The organism is Tabrizicola fusiformis (assembly GCF_013328815.1).
Lineage (GTDB): Bacteria > Pseudomonadota > Alphaproteobacteria > Rhodobacterales > Rhodobacteraceae > Fuscibacter.
The window spans coordinates 279,832-300,859 of record NZ_JABUHN010000006.1 but is presented as its reverse complement, the minus strand read 5'-3'; the positions used below and the strand labels follow the sequence as shown (position 1 = coordinate 300,859).

Sequence of the window (21,028 nt, the reverse complement as noted above, 5' to 3'; positions counted from 1 at the left end):
ACGCTCGCTCATGATCCCTCCCCACAAGTCGGGAGCTTGAATCATGCCGCGAGCCGACACTCAAGTGAATTTATGGGGCCTGACCCTAGCGTGCCGCTCCGACTTCAGGCATGCGATCACTGCTCTCCGACCGCACTACATCATATCTTTCGCTTCGCCCGGGATCTCATCTGCGCCTCCGTGCAGCCGCGCACAGCTCCTGCGTTTCAATCGGCGTTTTGTGCGGCCCGTTTTGGGCTACATTACTCCCAACCACAGGAGGCCGAGATGAGCTGGAACCCCGCACTGGACCCGTCGATCCCCATGGGTGACGAGGTTGATTCCATCGCCGCCGTCATCATCCCCCGCGCCCGCGACCTCGGCGGCTTCGAGGTGCGCCGCGCCTTGCCCTCGGCCCAGCGGCAGATGGTCGGCCCCTTCATCTTCTTCGACCAGATGGGTCCAGCCGAGTTCCTCACGGGGCAGGGGGTGGATGTCCGCCCGCATCCCCATATCGGCCTCGCCACCGTCACCTATCTCTTGCGGGGCCGGATGCACCACCGCGACAGCCTTGGCACCGATGCCTGGATCGCGCCGGGAGAGGTCAACCTCATGGTCGCCGGCCATGGCATCACCCATTCCGAGCGGATGGACGGCCCCGCGCGTCAGGCACCGCAAAGCCTGTTCGGGCTGCAGACCTGGCTCGCCCTGCCCAAGGCGCATGAGGATGACCCCGCCGCCTTCCACAACGCCCCCGCCAGCGCGCTGCCCGAGCTGGAGGGCGAGGGCAAGCACCTGCGTCTGATCCTCGGCCATGGCTGGGGGGAGCGGGCGCCGGTGCCCTTGCACAGCGAAACCCTCTACGCCGATGCCACGCTTGCCCCCCATGCCGCCCTTCCGCTGCCCGATGATCATGAGGATCGCGGCATCTACATCCTGAAAGGCGAGGTGACGGTGGCCGGTCAGACCTTCCCCGCCGGGCAGATGCTGGTCTTCCGCCCGGGGGATCGCGTCTCGGTCAAGGCCGGGGCCGAGGGCGCGCGGCTGATGATCCTGGGCGGTGCCACGATGGACGGGCCGCGCCATATCTGGTGGAACTTTGTCGCCTCGTCGAAAGAGCGGATCGAGGCCGCGAAAGAGGCCTGGCGGGCGGGCGACTGGGCCCATGGCCGCTTTCACCTTCCGCCCAATGACAACGCCGAATTCATCCCGGCACCCGAGCGTTAAGCCGGGGCAGGGGGCAACGGTGGCGCGGCGCCGGGGCCGGTGAAAAACCCGCAGCTTTTTGCACGCCCCCCGCTTGACGCCATCTGCGAAGCCCCGTAAACCCCCGTCACGCCCGGGCAACCGGGATGCGAAGCGCGGTGGTAGCTCAGTTGGTTAGAGTACCGGCCTGTCACGCCGGGGGTCGCGGGTTCGAGCCCCGTCCACCGCGCCAGTCGCAAGAAAGCCGCTCCAAGGGGCGGCTTTTTGCTTTCTACTGTGGGTCGTTGCGCCGTTTGGCATCTTCCAGAGCGGCTTTCAGCACAGCGCGCTCGTCCGGTGTCAATGAGTCGAGAAACTCACTGATTTCGCGCTCAGACCCCTCAAGGAAGTCCAAGGCCCTTTCGCCCAGCTCGTAATGGTTGCTGATGTCAGCGCCAATGTCCGAAGTCATTCCCGCGACAACCCCGCCAACCGGGGCGCCAATCATGCCAGCGATCAGCAGCAGATTTCGGATGCCCGCTATCGTGACGCCATCGGCCTTCTGCGCCTGCTTGCCGTCCTTTTCGGCAACCACGGCCACATGCTGCACCAAGGCGGCGCTGCGCGGTTCGATCAGGGCTGCGCGCAACGCTCCTTCCAGCAAGTCCCTGACCACCTCGCGGCTCAGGCTACGGCGCAGGAAGTTGCCATGGTCGTCATCCAGTTCGCGCGCCTCGGGGAAAGACCGCACCAGCCCCGCTGCCACCCCCAGCAGGGTAGACAGCGCCGCCCGCGCCTCGGCAGGCAGCAGGTCCAGCGCATCACGTCCCGCCCGCGCCGCGCGGTCGTTCTCTTCCAGCAGATCGCCAAGGGCGATCAGGCTGCCCCAAAGCTCAAGCGACCGCGTGCCAAGGCTGCGGCTGTCATCCGCAAGAATCGCCTGAAACCGCTTGGTCTCCTCGTGCGTTTCCTGCCGCAGTCCCCCTGAGTTGACCCGCGTGCCCAGCTTGTCGACCAGCCGCCCGCTCCGCTCGGCCACCATGCGCGCCATCTGCTCTTGCCGGGCATCGCTGGGCAGGTCTGTCACATAAAGCTGCAGCGCATTCACGCCCGGAACATAGCGCCACCCGGCGCGATCCTGCGCCTCGATCAACGCCGTGACGGTCAAGGGCTGCTCTTCAGCCTGCTCCCACGGCAAAGGCTCCGGCCACGGCGGCAGGGTTTTCAGATAGGCCAGCGTCTCGCGCGTGCGCTTGCGATGGTAACCACTGTTGGCCAGTGCCAGAAGCTGGGGTGACGATGCAGCCGCGGGCGTCGAGTAGAAGGAAAGTTCGGTATAAACCTCGGTGCCAAGCAGCTTGAGATGCGAGATAGGGCGCAGATCTTCAACTTTGCTGCCGTCTATCCAAAGGGATCTCAGGTCGGCCATGTGTCGCAACGGGTTCAGGTCGCTCACGCCAGTGTAGCTAAGTTGAAGCACTCTCATTGAGGTCATTCCCTGCAACGGGGAGAGGTCGCTGACGGCGGTTTGGTTGAGCAAGAGGCGCTGCAGGTCCGTCATCTCCCGCAGTGGCGAGAGGTCTCTGACTTCGCTCCGGTCGAGCGAGAGGCTCCGTAGTTCGGTCATCTCCTGCAGCGGGGATAGGTCGCTGACGGCAGTCTGGTCAAGCCAGAGGTTCCTAAGTGCTGTCATCTCTCGCAGCGGGGAGAGGTCGCTGACGGCGGTCTGGTTGAGCGAGAGGCTCTGCAGCGCGGTTACGCATTGCAGTGGGGAGAGGTCGCTGACGGCGGTTTGGTCAAGCCAGAGGGTTCGCAGCACGGTCATGTGCCGCAACGGGGCGAGGTCGCTGATCTTCGTGCCATCGAGGTTCAGAAAACCGAGTCGTTCTATGGTGGCAATCTCAGGTGGGATGCAGTCCAGATTGAAGAATTCGGTTTCGGACAGGTCGAGCCTGCTCTCCCCCGCCGCCCTCACCCTCTCAATCTCCCTCAGCGCCGCCTGATAGGCCACTTCCGCCGCCGAACCATCCGCCATGCTTTGCCCCGATACCCGTCCTTGCCGCAGCTTGGGCGGGCGCCGGGCCAGCCGTCAAGCAAGCTGCGGGTGTATATACGGGAAATATACGCAAACATGACGCAGACTTGACGCGGAAATGACGGGGCGAAAGCGGGGAAAACTGCCGCTTTCCGCTTGACGCCCCGGGCGTGATCCTCTACCCAGCCGCCATCGCGCGGTGGTAGCTCAGTTGGTTAGAGTACCGGCCTGTCACGCCGGGGGTCGCGGGTTCGAGCCCCGTCCACCGCGCCACTTTCCCCCTTTTGGAAAATCTTGTGCCCACCCGGAAAATCCAGCCTTTCCGGGCCTTTGGGCGTTCATGGCCGCCGCCTCGCGCCGGGGTGAAGCACGCCGGCTCACCGCCGCTCAAACCGCGGTGAGCCCGGCTATGCGGCGCGTGGCGGCGGGTGTATCACCTTCTCAGCGCGGTCAGACGCTGCCGGGCGGGACATCCCCCGCCGACGCGACAGAGCCGGCGAACCGCGCCATCGGGGATGCCCAAGGGCCCCCAAACCGGAGTGACGCAAGATGCGTTCCCATTTCCTTCCCGTTCTGTTTGTGGCCGCCATCGGCCTTGGCTCTGCCGCGATGGCGGCCGGTTATACCGCGACCGGCACCATCAAGGCGCTGGACGCCGCCACGCATGAGGTGACGCTGCAGGACGGCACGGTCTATGTGCTGCCCAAGACCTTCAACCTCGATGCGTTCAAGGTCGGTGAAAAGGTCAACCTGACCTGGGCGATGAACGGCAAGCTGCATGAGGCCAGCACCATGACCGCCGCCGGGTGAGCCGCTCGTGCAACAAGACAAACGGGGGCCGTATGGCCCCCGTTTTCATTCCGCCATGCTGCGGCGATAGCGGATATGGTTGTCGCTGGGCGCAAGGCTGTCATACAGCCGGCGCGCCGTGGCATTGTCCTGATCGGTCAGCCAATAGACCCGGTGCCAGCCCTTGGCCCGCGCCAGCGCATAGAGATCTTCGATCAGCGCCCGGCCCAGACCGCGGCCCCGCCCCGCGGGGGAGACGAAAAGGTCTTCCAGATAGGCGTCTTCGCCCAGAACCCAGGTGGAGGGGTGGTGCAGGTGGATGGCAAAGCCCATGACCTGCCCGTCCTCCTCGGCCAGCCGGACCTTGACGGGGCTTGCCGGGTCCATCAGCCGGGCCCAGGTGGCGGCGGTGACCTCATCCGGCAGGGCCACCTCGTAAAAGGCGAGGTAGCCGGTCCAAAGCTGCCGCCAGACGGCCTCATCTGCGGGGGTTGCGTCGCGGATCGCCATCAGGCCAGCCGCGCCAGAACCCGTGCCCAAGAGCGGATGCCCTTGTGGAAGCACTCAAGGTCGTATTTCTCGTTCGGCGAATGGATCTGGTCATCGTCGCGGCCAAAGCCGATCAGCATGGCATCCATGCCCAGTTCGGTCTTGAAATAGCCCGCAATCGGGATCGAGCCGCCGCAGCCGATATAGGCCGCAGGCACGCCCCATTCCTCGCCCAAGGCCAGCCGGGCCGCCTCGAATGCCGGGTCTTCGATCGCCATGACGCCTGCGGGCGAGGTCCCGTGGCCTTTCCACGTCACCGTGACATCGGCGGGAAGCTGATCCTCGACCCATTTGCGGAAGTTCACGCGGATCGCCTCGGGGTCTTGCGCGCCCACCAGCCGGAACGAAATCTTGGCATGGGCCTCGGCGGGCAGCACGGTCTTGAAGCCGTCGCCGGTATAGCCGCCCCAGATGCCGTTCACCTCGGCCGTGGGCCGTGACCAGAGCATTTCCAGCGGCGTGCGGTCCTGTTCGCCCGCAGGCACCGACAGGCCGACATCGCCGAGGAATTTCGCATGGTCAAAGGACAGCGATTGCCATTGCGCGCGGATGGCGTCGGGCAATTCGCCCACGCCGTCGTAAAAGCCCGGCACCTGAATGCGCCCGCTGCCGTCATGCAGGCCCGCCAGAATTTTGGACAGCACCCGGATCGGGTTGATTGCCGCCCCGCCATAGCTGCCGGAATGCAGGTCTTTGTCGGCGGCGTGGATCGTCAATTCCTCGCCCAGCAGGCCGCGCAGCATGGTGGTGATCGCGGGGGTCTGGTCGTCGAACAGGCCGGTGTCGCAGATCAGCGCGATATCGGCGTGCAGTTCGGCGGCATTCTCGCGCATGAAGGGGATCAGGCTGGGTGAGCCGCTTTCCTCTTCGCCTTCCAGAAAGATCGTCAGCTTGCCGGGCAGGCTGCCATGGACGGCCTTCCACGCGCGGCACGCCTCAAGGAAGGTCATCAACTGGCCCTTGTCGTCGGCAGAGCCGCGGCCGCGGATCACCTTGCCGCGGGCAGTGTCCTGCACCTGCGGGTCAAAGGGATCGCGGTCCCAGAGGGTCAGCGGGTCCACCGGCTGCACGTCATAATGGCCATAGAACAGCAGGTGCCGCCCCGCACCGCCCGCGCCGTTGCCGCTGCCATGGCCCACCACCATCGGATGGCCGGGGGTGGGGCGGCTGGCGGCCTCGAACCCCAGATCCTGAAGGTCGCGCACCAGCCAGTCGGCGGCGCGGGCGCAATCGGCGGCATAGGCCGGATCGGTCGAGATCGAGGGGATTCGCAAAAGCTCCAGCAGACGGTCCAGCGCCTGCGGCAGGGTTTCGTCAATCCGGGCCAGCACGGCATCAAGGCTCATCTTCTTCATCCTAACGTGAACGGCGGGGGCAAGCCTATCAGGCGCAAGGGGACTGTCCAGAGCCGGTCGCTTGCGCTATGCGCATCGCGTGAAAAGGAGATTGCCATGTTGAGAACCCTTTGCCTTGCTGCTGGTCTGGGTCTTGCCGCGCTGCCGGTGCTGGCGCAGGACGTGCCGGTCGAGACGGCGAAACTCGGCAAGTCCGGCGTGACGCTGCATGTCCATCCTTTCCTGACGGAAGAGGAACTGGCGACGCTGCGGCTGGTGATGACCAACAAGGATGCGCTGGCGGTCTTCGTTCCGGGCAAGCCGGGCAGCTATGCCGCGCTGGCGATGTCGCCCGACGAAGGCTTCATCCGCGACGGGCAGCCGGTGGCTTCGGCCATGGCGCTGGCCGATTTCCCCGATGCCGCAACGGCGGCGGCAGAGGCGGCGGCCGCCTGCGATGCCGCCCGCAAGCCCAAGTCCAAGGCGCCCTGCGTCGTCGTGCTTGAGGTTGGCCCGGCCAGGTAACTTGCCGGGGGCGGCGATTTGCCCACTTTACAGGCACCCCCCGCTTGACCCAAGTCAATGCAGTCCAAGCTCATCCGGGCCACAAGGCCCGGGCGAACGCCAGGAGAAACGCGATGAATTACGAAGCCGGGCTGGATACCGCCCTGAACCGCCTGCATGACGAAGGCCGCTACCGCACCTTCATCGACATCGAGCGGCGCAAGGGCCATTTCCCGCAAGCCATCTGGCGCCGCCCCGACGGGACCGAGCGCGAGATCACCGTCTGGTGCGGCAACGATTACCTTGGCATGGGGCAGAATCCGCAGGTTCTGGCCGCGATGCACGAGGCGCTGGATGCCACCGGCGCCGGTTCGGGCGGCACGCGCAACATTTCCGGCACCACGGTTTACCACAAGCGGCTTGAGGCCGAACTGGCCGACCTGCATGGCAAGGATGCAGCACTGGTGTTTTCCTCGGCCTATATCGCCAATGACGCTACGCTTTCCACGCTGCGCACGCTGTTTCCCGGCCTGATCATCTATTCCGACGCGCTGAACCATGCCTCGATGATCGAGGGCGTGCGGCGTGGCGGCGGCGAGAAGCGGATTTTCCGGCACAATGACGTGGCCCATCTGCGCACCCTGCTGGAAGCGGATGATCCCAAGGCGCCCAAGCTGATTGCCTTTGAATCGATCTATTCGATGGACGGCGATTTCGGCCCGATCCGCGAGATTTGCGATCTGGCCGAAGAGTTCAACGCGCTGACCTATCTGGACGAGGTTCACGCCGTCGGCATGTATGGGCCGCGCGGGGCAGGGGTCGCGGAACGCGATGGCCAGATGGCCCGCGTGGACATCATCAACGCCACGCTGGGCAAGGCATATGGCGTGTTCGGCGGCTATATTGCTGCATCTGCGAAGATGGTGGATGCGGTGCGCAGCTATGCCCCGGGCTTCATCTTCACCACCTCTTTGCCGCCGGTCGTGGCGGCCGGTGCGGCCACATCGGTGCGGGTGCTGAAGACCGCCCAGCACCTGCGCGACGCCCAGCAACTCAACGCCCGTATCCTGAAGATGCGGCTGCGGGGTTTGGGCCTGCCGATCATCGACCACGGGTCGCATATTGTGCCTGTGCATGTCGGCAACCCCATCCATTGCAAGATGCTGTCGGACATGCTGCTGGAAGATCACGGTATCTATGTGCAGCCGATCAATTTTCCGACCGTGCCGCGTGGCACGGAACGGCTGCGCTTTACCCCCTCGCCGGTGCATGACGCGGGTCAGATCGACCGGCTGGTGAAGGCGATGGACAGCCTGTGGAAGCACTGTGCGCTGAATCGCGCCGAGGCTTCGGCCTGAGGTCGGTTCTGCACATGCAGAATCGCTTGCCCTGTGTTACGGAATGCTCAATACGAAGCAGGAGAGTCGCAGGGGCGCGGCTCTTGGCAAGAAAATACGGGACACGGGGACAGGTTGCATGATCGGGCGGAGGTTCAGGGCTCCCGCGCCAGAGGTCGATAAGCCAAAGGGCTTTGACGACTTCGAGTTGCGCCTCGGTGATCTGATGCGGGGCGAGCGGGCGACGCTCGGCAAATCCCTGCTCGATGTCCAGCGCGAGCTGAAGATCAAGGCGACCTATATCGCCGCCATCGAAAATGCCGATGTCGCGGCCTTTGAAACCCCCGGTTTCATTTCCGGCTATGTCCGCAGCTATTCGCGCTATCTGGGGATGGACCCGGATTGGGCCTTTGCCAAGTTCTGCCGCGAGGCGAATTTCGAGGTGGCACATGGCATGTCTGCCGCCGCCTCTTCGGTCAGCATGGCCGCCAAACGCGCCCGCAAGGTGGACAGCGACAGCCGCGACCCGATTGCCAGCCCTTCGGTTTCCTTCACGCCCTTGGGCGAAAGCTTTCTGTCGCGGGTGGAACCCGGGGCGGTCGGCTCGCTCGCCGTGCTGGTCGCGCTGATCGGGGCCATCGGTTACGGTGGCTGGTCGGTGCTGCAAGAGGTGCAGCGCGTGCAACTGGCGCCGATTGATCAGGCCCCCGCCGTGGTGGCCGAGATTGACCCCTTGGGCAACGTCAAGGCCGATGCGCCGCTGGTCCGTTCGGCCCCCGAAGTGGGCGAGCAGGTGGCGGCAGGCGGGACCACGCCCGATCCGCTGGACCGGCTTTATCAGCCGCAGGCGCTGGATGTGCCGGTGCTGACCGCCCGCGACGGCCCGATTGCGGCGATTGACCCGCGCCAGAACGGCGCAATGGCCTCGGCGGTGGAAGGGGCGGTCGCCTCGGCCATGGGCGAGGAAACGGTTCAGGTGGTCGCCAATGTGACCCCGGGGGTTGAGGTTTTGGCGGTGCGTCCGGCTTGGGTGCAGGTCAAGGCCGCCGATGGCACGGTGCTGTTCGAGAAGATTCTGGATGCGGGCGAACGCTATGCCGTGCCGCCGCTGGAAGAGGCCGCTTCGCTGCGCTCGGGCAATTCGGGATCGGTCTATTTCGTGGTCAACGGCCAGACCATCGGCCCGGCGGCGCCCGGCGCCAATGTGGTGAAGAATGTGAACCTTGGCGCCGAGGCGCTGATGGCCTCGTATCAACCGGCCGATCCGGGCAAGGATACCGCGCTGGCGCAATTCGTGGCCGATGCCGGTTCAGTTCTGCCGACCCCGGTCACCGAGTAAGCCTTGCCAGATCACGAAAGGCCCCGGCGGCATTGCCCCGGGGCTTTTGCACGTCTATCTAGGCGCTGACCCGTGCAGGAGCCCGCCATGACCCACAATCCGATCCGCCCCTGGCGCAATATCGAACGGCGGGTCAGCCGCCAGATCCGGGTGGGCAAGGTGCTGGTCGGGGGCGATGCGCCGATCTCGGTGCAGACCATGACCAACACGCTGACGCACGATGTGAAGGCCACGCTGGAACAGGTGCAGCGCGCCGCCATTGCCGGGGCCGATATCGTGCGGGTGTCCACGCCCGATGTGGAAAGCACGGCGGCGCTGCGCGAGATTTGCCGCGAAAGCCCGGTGCCCATCGTGGCGGACATCCATTTCCACTACAAACGCGCCATCGAGGCGGCCGAGGCGGGGGCCGCCTGCCTTCGGATCAACCCCGGCAACATCGGCGATGCCAAACGGGTGGCCGAGGTGGTGAAGGCCGCCAAGGATCACGGCTGTTCCATCCGCATCGGCGTCAATGCCGGGTCGCTGGAAAAGCACCTGCTGGACAAATACGGCGAGCCTTGCCCCGATGCCATGGTGGAATCCGGGCTGGACCATATCAAGCTGTTGCAGGACAACGATTTTCACGAATACAAGATTTCGGTGAAAGCGTCCGATGTCTTCATGGCCGCCGCCGCCTATCAGCAGCTTGCCACCGCCACCGACGCGCCGATCCATCTGGGCATCACCGAGGCGGGGGGGATGATTTCCGGCACGGTGAAATCGGCCATCGGGCTGGGCAGCCTCTTGTGGTTCGGCATCGGCGACACGATCCGCGTCTCGCTTTCTGCCGATCCGGTGGAAGAGGTGAAGGTCGGCTTTGAAATCCTGAAATCCCTTGGCCTGCGCACGCGCGGGGTGCAGATCATCTCCTGCCCCTCCTGCGCGCGGCAGGGCTTTGACGTGATCAAGACGGTCGAGGCGCTGGAAAAGCGGCTGGAGCATATCAAGACGCCGATTTCGCTGTCGATCATCGGTTGCGTGGTGAACGGCCCCGGCGAGGCGCTGATGACCGATATCGGCTTTACCGGCGGCGGGGCGGGGTCGGGCATGGTCTATCTGGCGGGCAAGCAGGACCACAAGCTGGGCAATGACCGGATGGTGGACCATATCGTGGAACTGGTCGAGGCGCGGGCGGCCGAGATTGCCGCGCGCGAGGCGGAATAGTCAACGCGCGTCGGGCGCCATGGCGGCGGCAAGATGTTCGATGAACAGCCGCAGCCGCGCGGTCACTGACTGCGCCGAAGGATAGACGAAATAAAGCTCTTTGCGGCGGGTGGTCCAGCCGGGCAGCACCCGCACCAGCCGCCCCGCTTCCAGCTCTGGCAGGGCGATGAGGGTGGGCAGCGCGGCGATGCCCGCGCCTGCCAGCGCCGCATCGCGCACCGCCAGTTGCGAGCCAAGCCGCAAGGGCGGGTCCACCGGCAGGTCCAGTTGCTCGTCGCCGTTTTCCAGCGGCCAGCCCCCGGGCCAGGGCATGGCCAGCCCGATCAGCGGCATGGCCAGCAGATCTTGCGGATGCGTCAGCCGCGACAGTCCGGGCAGGTCGGGATGGGCCACCAGCAGGGCGAGCCCATGGCTCAACCGCCGCGCGACCTGCGTGCTGTCCTCCAGCGGGCCAAGGCGCACGCAGCCGTCGAACCCTTCCTCCAGCAGGTCGGGCGCGCGGTCGAGGAAATGGATTTCCAGCGTCACCTCGGGGTGCAGGCGGCGGAAATCGGCGGCGATCCGGCCCATTACCAGATTGCCCAGCACCTGGGGCATGGCCAGCCGCAAATGGCCCTTGGGCTGCCCGCCCGATTCGCCCAGCACCCGGCGGATATCCTCGGCCGCCTCCAAGAGCCGGTCGGCCCGGCTGGCCAGCACCTCCCCCTCGCGCGTGGGGCGCAGATGGCGGGTGGTGCGTTCGATCAGCCGCACGCCAAGCTGCGCCTCAAGATCGGCCAAGCGTTTGGAAAGCGTGGATTTCGGCACCCGCAGCGCCAGCGCGGCCGCAGCAAAAGACCCTTCCCGCAGGACCGAGCGAAAGGCGCGCAGGGCGGCAAGGTCAAGCTCTTTGTCCATTTATATGCACATACCATCCATTTATTGCCACCTTGTCCAAAAATCTGGATGAGCGCAAGAGTAGCGCCGGAAACGCGAGTAACAAGATGCAAGAAAACACCGGCCCCGGACGCGGGGCAACGCTGGCCGTGTTGTTCATGGCCTCGATGACCATCATGGCCAATACCACCATCGTCTCGTCGCTGCCGGGACTGCGCAGCCATTTCGCCGGGGTGGAAGGGATCGACACGCTGGCCGGGCTGATCGTGACGCTGCCATCGCTGGCGGTGGTGATCGCGGCGGGCGCCTCGGGTTGGCTGATCGACCGGGCAAACCGGCAGGTTCTGCTGATCGCTGCGGCGCTGCTTTATGCGGTGGGTGGCACTACCGGGCTTTGGGCCGACGGCCTGCCGGCGATTCTGCTCGGGCGGCTCTGCCTTGGCTTTGGCGTGGCGCTGACCATGACGCTGGCCATGACATGGAGCGCCGATCTCTGGCAGGGGGCGGCGCGGGCGCGGTTTCTGGGCATTCAGGGTGCCGCGATGTCGGCAGGGGGCGTGGTCTTCATGCTTTTGGGCGGCACGCTGTCCAGCCTGCATTGGCGCGGCGCCTTTGCGGTCTACGCGCTGGTGATCCCGGTGGCCATTCTGGCGCTGATCGCGCTGGCCCCGCATGGCCGCGAGATTGCCCGGCGCAAGGCCGAGGCCGCCGCGCGTCCGCGCAGCCGTGCCGAAGCGGGCTTTCCCTGGGCTGCCTATGCCTTTGTCGGGCCGTTGGCCTTTGTCTTCATGGTGACCTTCTATGTCACGCCGACCCGTCTGCCCTTCCTTCTGGAAGGCATGGGCGTGACCAGCCCGGTTGCGGTGGCGGCGATCATGGCGACGCTGACGCTGGTGTCGATGCCCACCGCGCTGATGTATGGCCGCATCCGCCGCCATGTTTCGGCAATCGGGGTGTTTGCCGGCAGTTTCGTGCTGATGGGCGCGGGGCTTTTGTGCCATGCCTATGCCACAAGCTGGGAATGGGTGCTGGCCGGGTCAGTGTTGGCGGGGCTGGGCATGGGGCCGTCGATGCCGAACTACACCACATGGTTCATGGCGCGGGTGCCCGAAACGCAACGCGGCCGGGCCTCGGGCCTGCTGACGACAGCGTTCTTTCTGGGGCAATTCGTGTCGCCGCTGGTCTCGGCGCCGCTGGTTGCGGGGTTCGGCCTTTCGGGCGCCTTCGGGGTGCTGGGGCTGGCGCTGATTGTGCTGGGCTTTGGTCTTGTGGTGCTGGCGCGGCGCGAAACCCGCGCCGCAGCCGTGGTGGCGGGCTGATCCTCAGCCCGCCCGCTCGTCCTCGACCAACTGGCGCATCGCATCCAGCGGCACATAGCCGCGCAAGAGCTGGTCGCCCAGAACGAAGGTCGGTGTGCCGGTGATCTGCAACTTGTCGGCCATCGCATGGTTGGCGGCGATCACCGCCGTCACCTCATCGGCATTCATCCGCGCGATGATCGGCCCGGCCTCAAGCCCGAGATCAACCGCCAGCGCGCCCAGCGTGGCCGCATCCGGGCTGCCGCGCAGGGTGATCAGCGCGTCATGCGCCTTCTTGTAAGCTTCATCGCCATGCAACTGCCGCACCGCGATGGCAAAGCGCGACGAGATCATCGAATCTTCGCCCAGAATCGGGAACTCCTTGAGGACGAAGCGGATATTGCCGTCGGATTTCACCAGTTCCTCGACCTCGGCAAAAGCCTTGCGGCAATAGCCGCAGCGGTAATCGGTGAATTCGACAATGGTGATATCGCCCTGCGGGTTGCCGCCCACCCATGAGGCCGGGTCGTTCAGCAGCGCCTCCTTGTTGTCGGCCAGCATCTGCACATCGCGGGCGGCGGCGGTTTCCGCCTCACGCGATTGCAGGACATCCATCGCCTCAATCAGCACCTCGGGATTTTCCAGAAGATAGGCCCGCACCTCGGCCCGGAAGGCGGCCCGCTCGGCCTCGGTCATCGGGGCGGCGCCTTCGGCATGGGCAGCCGTGCCCATGAGGGCGATGGCAAGGGGCAGGGCGGCAAGGATGGGACGCATCGGAACTCCGGCTGGGCTGGCGCGGGCTTGACCTTCCGGCCCGTCGCGGGAACATGGGCGCGACAATAGGGGCGGGGCGATGCGAAGATCAAGGCGGGGTGAGGTCGATCCCTTCATCGTGATGGATGTGGTCGAAGCGGCGCGGCAGCTTGAAGCGGCGGGCCGCCGGATCATCCATATGGAGGTGGGCCAGCCCGGCACGGCGGCCCCCGCAGGCGCGCGGGCCGCGCTGGCGGCGGCGCTGGAGCAGCCCTTGGGCTATACCACCTCGCTGGGCCTGCCCGCGCTGCGCGCGGGCATCGCCGCGCTGTATCACCGCTGGTATGGCGTCGATCTGAACCCCGACCGCGTGGTGGTGACCTCGGGATCTTCTGGCGCCTTCCTGCTGACCTTCGCCGCGCTGTTCGACGCGGGTGACCGGGTGGGGCTGGGCGAGCCGGGCTATCCCAGCTATCGCCAGATCCTGCGCGCGATGAGTCTGGAACCGGTGGGCATCCCTGCCGACCTTGAAAACCGGCTGCAACCGGTGCCGGCCGACCTTGCCGGCCATGACCTGCAGGGGCTGATCGTGGCCTCGCCGGGCAATCCCAGCGGCACGATGTTGGACCGCGCGGCACTGGGCGCGCTGATCGGTCATTGCGATCAGCGCGGGATCAGCTTTGTTTCGGATGAAATCTATCACGGGCTGCATTACGGGAGCCGCGCGGTCTCGGCGCTGGAGATCAGCGACGATTGCTATGTCATCAACTCGTTCTCCAAGTATTTCAGCATGACCGGCTGGCGGCTGGGCTGGATGGTGGTGCCCGAGGATCATATCCGCACGGTGGAGCGGCTGGCGCAGAACCTGTTCATCTGCCCGCCCCATGCCAGCCAGGTCGCGGCCCTTGCCGCGCTGGATTGTGTGGAGGAACTGGAGGCGAACCGCGCCACCTATGCCGAAAACCGCCGCCTGATGCTGGAAGGGCTGCCTGCTGCGGGTTTCACCCGCATCGCGCCGCCGGACGGGGCCTTCTACATCTATGCCGACATCTCAGAGCTGACCGACAACAGTCTGGCCTTCGCCGAGGAGATCCTGCACGAGGCCGGAGTGGCGGTGACGCCGGGGCTGGATTTCGATCCCCGGCGCGGGGCGCATTGGCTGCGGTTTTCCTATGCCGGGGCGACGGCGGATATCGTCGAGGGTCTGGCACGGCTGAAGGCCCATATGGCCGGGCGCGGTGCCCGTGGCTAGGGTCGGAGCCTCCGGCGGGGATATTTGGGCCAAGATGAAAGCGCTGGTCGCAGTGCTGCTCGGGGTGCTGGGCCTGTGCTGCGCCGGGCCTGTGGCACCGCAGGAGCTGTCGGCGCTGGCGCGGCTGGAGGCGGCGGGGTCGGCCATTACCGGGGGGGCGGGCGGGATCGACCTTGATCTTGCCCTGTCGCAGCCGGTGCCCTGGCGGGTGCGGGTGAAGGCGGACCCGCCGCGGCTGGTGCTGGACCTGCGCGAGGTGGACTGGAGCGGACTGGACAGCGTGGCGCGGCCCAAGGGGGTGGTGCTGCGGGCGGGGGTGTTCCGGCCCGGCTGGTCGCGGCTGGTGATGGAATTGCCCGGCCCGATGCTGGTGACCCGCTCCGAAATGGTGACCGCGGGGGCGGTGCGGCTGCGGCTGCATCTTGCCCCGGCGGCAGCGGCGGATTTCGTGGCGGCGGCGGCCCAGCCCGAGCCGCCGGAATGGGCGGTGCCCCGGCCCGCCGATCTGGCCCCCCTGCCGCGGCAGCAGGCGGGGCCGCTGGTCGTGGTGCTGGACCCCGGACATGGCGGCATCGACCCCGGGGCCGAACGCGACGGCGCGAAAGAGGCGCAACTGATGCTGACCTTCGCGCGCGAGTTGAAGGAGCTTTTGCTGCGCGATGGCCGCTTCAGCGTGGTGATGACGCGCGAGGGCGATGTCTTTGTGCCGCTGGAGACGCGGATTTCCATTGCGCGGGCGGCGGGGGCCTCGGTCTTTGTCTCGCTTCATGCCGATGCGATTGCCGAGGGCGAGGCGGTGGGAGCCACGATCTATACCCTGTCGGAAGAGGCGACCGATGCCGCCTCGGAAACGCTTGCGGCCCGGCACGACCGCGACGACCTGCTGGCGGGGGTGGACCTGACGCAGCAGGACGACCTTGTGGCGCAGGTGCTGATGGATATGGCCCGGGCCGAGACCAGCCCGCGCACCGACCGGCTTGCGCTGGCGCTGGAGGCGGCGATCAAGGCCGCCGATCTGCGGATGCACCGCCATCCCCGCCAGCAGGCCGGGTTTTCGGTGCTGAAATCGCCTGACATCCCCTCGGTTCTGGTGGAGTTGGGCTTCATGTCTTCGGCGCGCGACCTCAAGCGGCTGACCGACCCGGAATGGCGGTCGCGCATGGCGCTGGCGCTGCGCGACGGGCTCTTGGCCTGGGCGGCGGAAGACCGAGTTCTGGGGGCTTCGGTCGCGCCCTGAGACCCCGTGGCGAAAGCCGCGCATTCGGCGCCGGATCGCGGCCTGTTGCTTTGACCTTGTGGCCAAGCCTGTATAGAAGACGCGGGCGCAGACAGGTGGGCGGGGTTTCAGGGCGTGGTCAGGTTCATCGGCTCCTTTTTCGGGGCGCTTTTCACGGCGATCACGCTGGGGCTTCTGTTCGGGGCCCTGTCGGTCGGCGCGATTTTCTACATCTACTCCGCCGATCTGCCCAGCCATGAAAGCCTGGCGCAATATACCCCGCCGACCATCAGCCGCATCTATTCCGGCGAGGGCCGCATCATCGACGAATTCGCGCAGGAGCGCCGGCTGTTCGTTGCCATCGAGGACATGCCCAAGCTGGTGAAGGATGCCTTCGTTTCGGCCGAGGACAAGCATTTCTACACCCACAAGGGTTATGACGTGACCGGCATGATCGCGGCTTTCCGCGATGCGGTGATCAGCCGGGGCCAGAACCTGCGCGGCGCCTCAACCATCACTCAGCAGGTGATGAAGAACTTCCTGCTGGACGGCTCACGCTCGGTCGAGCGCAAGATCAAGGAAATCATCCTCGCCTCGCGGCTGGAAGAAACGCTGTCCAAGGACAAGATCCTTGAGCTGTATCTGAACGAGATTTTCCTTGGCCAGAACTCCTATGGGGTGGCGGCGGCGGCGCAGACCTATTTCAACAAGACGCTGGATCAGCTTTCCCCCGCCGAGGCGGCCACGCTGGCCTCCTTGCCCAAGGCGCCTTCGGATTTCCATCCGGTGCGCAACAAGGATCGGCTGATCGAGCGGCGCAACTATGTGCTGAACGAGATGGCGCAGAACGGCTATCTGGACCCGGCGGTCGCCAAGGCGGCGGCGGCAGAGCCGCTCTTGACGGTGCAGAACGGCGATTTCCCGGCCTTCCGCACCGCCCTGCCGCCGCGCGACTACTTCACTGACGAAATCCGCCGTCAGTTGTCGGGCACCTTCGGGCAGGAGGAATTCTTTGGCGGCGGCCTCTCGATCCGCGCCACCATGGACCCCGAGTTGCAGGAACTCGCCGCCCGCGCCCTGCGCCGGGGGCTTGAGAAATACGACCGCAATCAGGGCGTCTGGCGCGGCACCGGCAAGGCGCTGCCGATCGAGAAACTGTCCGACTGGCGCCCGGCACTGGCCGAAGTCACCGAACTGCCCCGCGATGTCGAAGGCTGGAAGGCCGCCGTCGTGCTGGAACTGGGCGAAAAGACCGCCACCGTCGGGATCGAGGGGGAGGCGGATACCGGCACCATCCCGGCCGAAGACGTGACCTGGGCGCGCAAGCGGCTGGCAGATGGCAAGCTGGCCAAGAAGGCCCGGGTGCCCGCCGATCTGGTCGAGGTGGGCGATGTGGTCATGGTGCGCGCCGTCACCTCGGACGAGGATGGCAGCTTTGTGCGCTGGTCCCTGCGGCAGGTGCCCGAGGTGCAGGGCGGCTTCATGGCGATGGACGTGAACACCGGCCGGGTGATGGCGATTCAGGGTGGCTTCAGCTATCAGGCTTCGGTCTTCAACCGCGCCACGCAGGCGACGCGGCAGCCCGGTTCCTCGTTCAAGCCCTTTGTCTATGCGGCGGCACTGGATTCGGGCTTTACCCCGGCGACGATCGTGGTCGATGCCCCGATCGAGATTGAAACGCCGCAGGGCCTGTGGACGCCCAAGAACGCCTCGAACAAATTCTATGGCCCGACGCCGCTGCGCACCGGGATCGAGCAGAGCCGGAACCTGATGACGGTGCGGATCGCGCAGGAAATCGGCATGGACACGGTGGCGGGCTATGCCGAGCGGTTCGGCGTCTATTCCCGGCTGCAACCCTTGCTGGCCAACAGCCTTGGCGCGCAGGAGACCACGCTGTTCAAGATGGTGGCCGCCTATGCCATGTTCGCCAATGGCGGCGAGCGGGTCGAGCCGACGCTGGTGGACCGCGTGCAGGACCGCCGGGGCAAGACCATCTACCGTCATGACCAGCGCCAATGCACCGATTGTGGCGATGACAGCCTGCCCTCGGGCGAGGGCGTGCAGATCACCTCCAACCGCGAGCGGGTGATGGATGCCATCACCGCCTATCAACTTACGTCGATGATGCAGGGCGTGATCCAGCGCGGCTCGGGAACCGGCGTGCGGCTGCCGGTGCCGGTGGCGGGCAAGACCGGCACCACCAATGACGCCAAGGATGTCTGGTTCATCGGCTATACCTCGAACATCGTGGCGGGCTGCTACCTTGGCTTTGACCAGCCGCGCAGCCTTGGCCCCGGTGCCTTTGGCGGCACGCTCTGCGTTCCGATCTTTCAGGAATTTATGTCCGAAGCCGTCAAACGCTTTGGCGGCACCGAATTCAAGGTGCCCCCGGGGGGGTATTTCCAGAAGATCGACCGCTTCACGGGGGCCAAGCTCGGCCCCGATGCCTCGGGCCCTAACGTAATTTCGGAATATTTCCGCGAAGGTGAAGAGGTTCTCTTCGGCCTTGACGCGATGGTGGACGGCGGTTTCGCCATGGGTTCGAACCTGCCGCTCTTCGCCTATGGCGAGACCGACAGCGGCAGCGAACAGGTCGATACCGTCACCACCTCGGACGGTCAGCAGAAGGCGGTGCCGAAAAAGGCCGATTTCGGCACGCTTAGTTCCGGTGGGCTTTACTGACCCTGCCATTTCATCTTGGCGATAAATATCCCCGCCGGAGGCTCCCGCCGCCTGCCGCGGACGCTCCGCGGGGGATATTTGGACCAAGATGAAGGGCGGCTCCCTTGCTCCGTGGCTTGGGCCGCGCTATCACCGCGCCGAATTTGGAAGGAACCGCCATGCGCGCCGAGACGCTGAACCATATCGAGCAGATCGAGAAATCGCTGAAGCTTCTGGCGCAGCGGCTGGATTGGGAAACCGCGCCGCACCGGCTGGAAGAGTTCGATGCGCTGATCGAGGCGCCCGATCTGTGGAACGATCCGGCCAAAGCGCAAAAGCTGATGCGCGAGCGGCAGGCGCTGATCGACGCGATGGGCACCTACAAGCGGCTTGCAGCAGGGCTGAAGGACAATGTCGAGCTGATCGAGCTGGGCGAGATGGAGGACGACGCCGAGATCGTGACCGAGGCCGAAGGTTCGCTGCGCGCCCTTGTCGAAGAGGCGGCGCAGAAAGAGCTTGAGGCGCTTCTGGACGGTGAGGCCGACGGCAACGACACCTTCCTTGAAATCAACGCCGGCGCCGGCGGCACCGAAAGCCAGGACTGGGCCGAGATGCTGGCGCGGATGTATGTCCGCTGGGCCGAGCGCAAGGGCTATCAGGTGGAAATGCTGTCCGAGACCCCCGGCGAAGAGGCGGGGATCAAATCGGTCGCCTACAAGGTGTCGGGGCGCAATGCCTATGGCTGGCTGAAATCCGAATCCGGGGTGCATCGGCTGGTGCGGATCAGCCCCTTCGGTTCGGGCGACAAGCGGCAGACGTCGTTCGCCAGCGTCTGGGTCTATCCGGTGGTGGATGACAATATCGAGATCGAGGTGCTGGACAAGGACATCCGCATCGACACCTTCCGGTCGTCCGGCGCCGGTGGCCAGCACGTCAACAAGACCGACTCGGCGGTGCGGATCACCCACTTCCCGACCAATATCGTGGTGACCTCCTCGCTGAAATCGCAGCACCAGAACCGCGAGATTGCGATGAATGCGCTGAAGGCGCGGCTTTATCAGATGGAACTGGACAAGCGGAACGCCGCGATCAACGACGCCCATGAAAGCAAGGGCGACGCCGGCTGGGGCAACCAGATCCGCTCTTATGTGCTGCAACCCTATCAGATGGTCAAAGACCTGCGCACCAACCACGAAACCAGCGATACCCAGGGTGTGCTGGACGGCGACCTTGACCGCTTCATGGCGGCGACGCTGGCGATGGGTGTGGCGGGCAAGGGCCGGGCCGATGCGATGGCCGATGACTGACCCCGGCTGCCGGACATGAAAAAGGCGGCAGGGTGACCTGCCGCCTTTTTGTTTTGCCGAGAGGGCAGGGCTTACTTCGGCCCGACCATCATCACCATCTGGCGGCCTTCCAGCTTGGGCATCGACTCGATCTTGCCCTTGTCGCCGACATCGGCGGCCACGCGCTGCAACAGTTCCAGACCCAACTCCTGGTGGGCCATTTCGCGGCCACGGAAGCGCAGGGTGACCTTCACCTTGTCGCCCTCATCCAGGAATTTGAGCACCGAGCGCATCTTGACCTGATAATCATGGTCATCGGTTCCGGGGCGGAACTTGATTTCCTTGATCTCGATGATGTGCTGCTTCTTGCGGGCCTCGGCCTCGCGCTTTTGCGTCTCGTATTTGAACTTGCCGAAGTCCATGATCTTGCAGACCGGCGGTTCGGCATTGGGCGAGATCTCGACCAGATCCAGACCGGCTTCCTCGGCCAGCATCAGCGCACGCGAAGGGGTGACAACCCCGATGTTTTCCCCGTCGGCGCCGATCAGGCGGATTTCCGGGGAACGGATGCGATCATTGATGCGCGGTCCGGTGTCGCGTTGCGGCGGGGCATTGTGGGGGCGGCGGGCCAGGGTGGTCGTCCTTCTCGTGGTTGCTTGTGCGCGCGCAATCTAATGCCCGCGCGCAGCGGCTTCAACCGCAATCGCGCGTGCCATTTGCGGGCCCCGGACTGCCGTGGCGGCGCTGCCGCAGGCGGGCCTTTCCAAGCGGGGCGGTTTCTGTCATACCCCACGCGACTTAAACTATGTCGGTCATGGGAGAATGTGACATGAACAAGAACATCGTGATCGGGCTCGTGGTGATCCTGCTTGCCGCCGGTGGCTACTATCAGTTCAGCTACAAGCCCGCGCAGGAAGCTGCGCAAAAGGCCGCTGATGAGGCTGCTGCCGCCAAGAAGGCGGCCGATGACGCCGCCGCCAAGGCCGCCGAAGAGGCCGCCGCCGCTGCCAAGAAGGCCGAGGAAGAGGCTGCTGCCATTGCCAAGGCTGCCGAAGATGCCGCCGCCGCCGCTGCTGCCGCCGCGACCGAGGCGGCTGGCGCTGCCACCACCGCCGTCGAAGGCGCTGCCGATGCCGCCACCGAAGCTGCTGGCGATGCCGCTGCCGCCGCGACCGATGCCGCGACGCAGGCCGCGACCGATGCCGCCGCCATCCTTGACCCGGCGAATTTCGATGCCGCCAAGGTCAACGCGCTGATCGACGCTTCGGCGCTGGACGCCGCGACCAAGACCACGCTGAAATCGGGTGTCGATGCGGCGGCTTCGAATGCCGCGCTGGTTCCCGGCGCCATCGAAGCGGTGAAGAAGGCCCTCGGTCTCTGATCGCCTGACCTTTCCGAAAGGGCCGCCGGAGCAATCCGGCGGCCCTTTTGC

18 protein-coding genes and 2 tRNA genes are annotated in these 21,028 nt (G+C 65.7%); 14 read left to right on the top strand and 6 right to left on the bottom strand.

What is annotated here, in order from left to right:
* The first annotated feature begins 267 nt into the window (after positions 1-267).
* Both HS053_RS12010 and HS053_RS12005 read left to right on the top strand, forming a co-directional pair.
* Positions 268-1,206 (top strand): pirin family protein, encoded by a 939-nt coding sequence (locus HS053_RS12010; protein ID WP_174211477.1) that lies wholly within the window; start codon positions 268-270, stop codon positions 1,204-1,206.
* 134 nt (positions 1,207-1,340) lie between these two features.
* Positions 1,341-1,417 (top strand) — tRNA-Asp (locus HS053_RS12005).
* Positions 1,418-1,456: 39 nt separating this feature from the next.
* On the opposite strand, the gene HS053_RS12000 is transcribed toward HS053_RS12005, so the two are convergent.
* The gene (locus tag HS053_RS12000; protein ID WP_174211476.1) at positions 1,457-3,199 is read right to left on the bottom strand and encodes a leucine-rich repeat domain-containing protein; all 1,743 of its coding nucleotides are present in this window, start codon (positions 3,197-3,199) and stop codon (positions 1,457-1,459) included.
* A gap of 196 nt (positions 3,200-3,395) precedes the next feature.
* On the opposite strand from HS053_RS12000, the gene HS053_RS11995 reads away from it, so the two are divergent.
* Positions 3,396-3,472 (top strand) — tRNA-Asp (locus tag HS053_RS11995).
* Positions 3,473-3,748: 276 nt separating this feature from the next.
* The gene (locus HS053_RS11990) at positions 3,749-4,009 is read left to right on the top strand and encodes a DUF1344 domain-containing protein (protein WP_174211475.1); all 261 of its coding nucleotides are present in this window, start codon (positions 3,749-3,751) and stop codon (positions 4,007-4,009) included.
* Positions 4,010-4,054: 45 nt separating this feature from the next.
* Here HS053_RS11990 and HS053_RS11985 read toward each other — a convergent pair whose 3' ends face one another.
* Positions 4,055-4,498: a GNAT family N-acetyltransferase gene (locus tag HS053_RS11985; protein WP_174211474.1), complete on the bottom strand. Its 444-nt coding sequence runs from the start codon at positions 4,496-4,498 to the stop codon at positions 4,055-4,057.
* On the bottom strand, positions 4,498-5,883 hold the full coding sequence (locus HS053_RS11980; RefSeq protein WP_174211473.1) for a M20/M25/M40 family metallo-hydrolase: 1,386 nt from the start codon (positions 5,881-5,883) through the stop codon (positions 4,498-4,500). The genes HS053_RS11985 and HS053_RS11980 overlap by 1 nt, the downstream gene beginning before the upstream one ends.
* Before the next feature lie 105 nt (positions 5,884-5,988).
* Between HS053_RS11980 and HS053_RS11975 the strand changes: the two genes are divergently transcribed.
* The 4 genes from HS053_RS11975 (at position 5,989) to ispG (ending at position 10,254) form a co-directional block, all read left to right on the top strand.
* Entirely contained in the window at positions 5,989-6,396 is a 408-nt protein-coding gene (locus HS053_RS11975; protein WP_174211472.1) for a hypothetical protein, read from the top strand.
* 113 nt (positions 6,397-6,509) lie between these two features.
* Entirely contained in the window at positions 6,510-7,733 is a 1,224-nt protein-coding gene (hemA, locus tag HS053_RS11970; RefSeq protein WP_174211471.1) for a 5-aminolevulinate synthase, read from the top strand.
* Positions 7,734-7,851: 118 nt separating this feature from the next.
* Positions 7,852-9,051: a helix-turn-helix domain-containing protein gene (locus HS053_RS11965; RefSeq protein ID WP_241699834.1), complete on the top strand. Its 1,200-nt coding sequence runs from the start codon at positions 7,852-7,854 to the stop codon at positions 9,049-9,051.
* A gap of 87 nt (positions 9,052-9,138) precedes the next feature.
* Positions 9,139-10,254 carry a flavodoxin-dependent (E)-4-hydroxy-3-methylbut-2-enyl-diphosphate synthase gene (gene ispG / locus HS053_RS11960; RefSeq protein ID WP_174211470.1) on the top strand — a complete coding sequence of 372 codons (1,116 nt, stop codon included), beginning with the start codon at positions 9,139-9,141 and terminating at the stop codon, positions 10,252-10,254.
* Here ispG and HS053_RS11955 read toward each other — a convergent pair whose 3' ends face one another.
* A complete protein-coding gene (locus HS053_RS11955; protein WP_174211469.1) occupies positions 10,255-11,151 on the bottom strand; it encodes a LysR family transcriptional regulator in 897 nt (298 codons plus the stop codon).
* A gap of 86 nt (positions 11,152-11,237) precedes the next feature.
* Between HS053_RS11955 and HS053_RS11950 the strand changes: the two genes are divergently transcribed.
* Positions 11,238-12,449 (top strand): MFS transporter, encoded by a 1,212-nt coding sequence (locus tag HS053_RS11950; protein ID WP_174211468.1) that lies wholly within the window; start codon positions 11,238-11,240, stop codon positions 12,447-12,449.
* 3 nt (positions 12,450-12,452) lie between these two features.
* On the opposite strand, the gene HS053_RS11945 is transcribed toward HS053_RS11950, so the two are convergent.
* The gene (locus HS053_RS11945) at positions 12,453-13,202 is read right to left on the bottom strand and encodes a DsbA family protein (RefSeq protein ID WP_174211467.1); all 750 of its coding nucleotides are present in this window, start codon (positions 13,200-13,202) and stop codon (positions 12,453-12,455) included.
* A gap of 79 nt (positions 13,203-13,281) precedes the next feature.
* Between HS053_RS11945 and HS053_RS11940 the strand changes: the two genes are divergently transcribed.
* The 4 genes from HS053_RS11940 to prfB all read left to right on the top strand — a co-directional run bounded on the left by HS053_RS11940 (position 13,282) and on the right by prfB (position 19,617).
* A complete protein-coding gene (locus tag HS053_RS11940) occupies positions 13,282-14,433 on the top strand; it encodes a pyridoxal phosphate-dependent aminotransferase (RefSeq protein WP_174211466.1) in 1,152 nt (383 codons plus the stop codon).
* A gap of 34 nt (positions 14,434-14,467) precedes the next feature.
* Complete coding sequence (locus tag HS053_RS11935) at positions 14,468-15,670, top strand: N-acetylmuramoyl-L-alanine amidase (protein WP_174211465.1); 1,203 nt, start codon at positions 14,468-14,470, stop codon at positions 15,668-15,670.
* A gap of 114 nt (positions 15,671-15,784) precedes the next feature.
* Positions 15,785-18,331, top strand: a complete 2,547-nt coding sequence (locus tag HS053_RS11930; RefSeq protein ID WP_174211464.1) for a PBP1A family penicillin-binding protein — start codon at positions 15,785-15,787, stop codon at positions 18,329-18,331.
* 158 nt (positions 18,332-18,489) lie between these two features.
* Positions 18,490-19,617 (top strand): peptide chain release factor 2, encoded by a 1,128-nt coding sequence (gene prfB / locus HS053_RS11925; RefSeq protein ID WP_174211463.1) that lies wholly within the window; start codon positions 18,490-18,492, stop codon positions 19,615-19,617.
* A gap of 71 nt (positions 19,618-19,688) precedes the next feature.
* Here prfB and infC read toward each other — a convergent pair whose 3' ends face one another.
* Complete coding sequence (gene infC / locus HS053_RS11920; RefSeq protein WP_458358894.1) at positions 19,689-20,177, bottom strand: translation initiation factor IF-3; 489 nt, start codon at positions 20,175-20,177, stop codon at positions 19,689-19,691.
* A gap of 248 nt (positions 20,178-20,425) precedes the next feature.
* On the opposite strand from infC, the gene HS053_RS11915 reads away from it, so the two are divergent.
* Complete coding sequence (locus tag HS053_RS11915; protein WP_174211462.1) at positions 20,426-20,977, top strand: hypothetical protein; 552 nt, start codon at positions 20,426-20,428, stop codon at positions 20,975-20,977.
* The last annotated feature ends 51 nt before the right edge of the window (positions 20,978-21,028 follow it).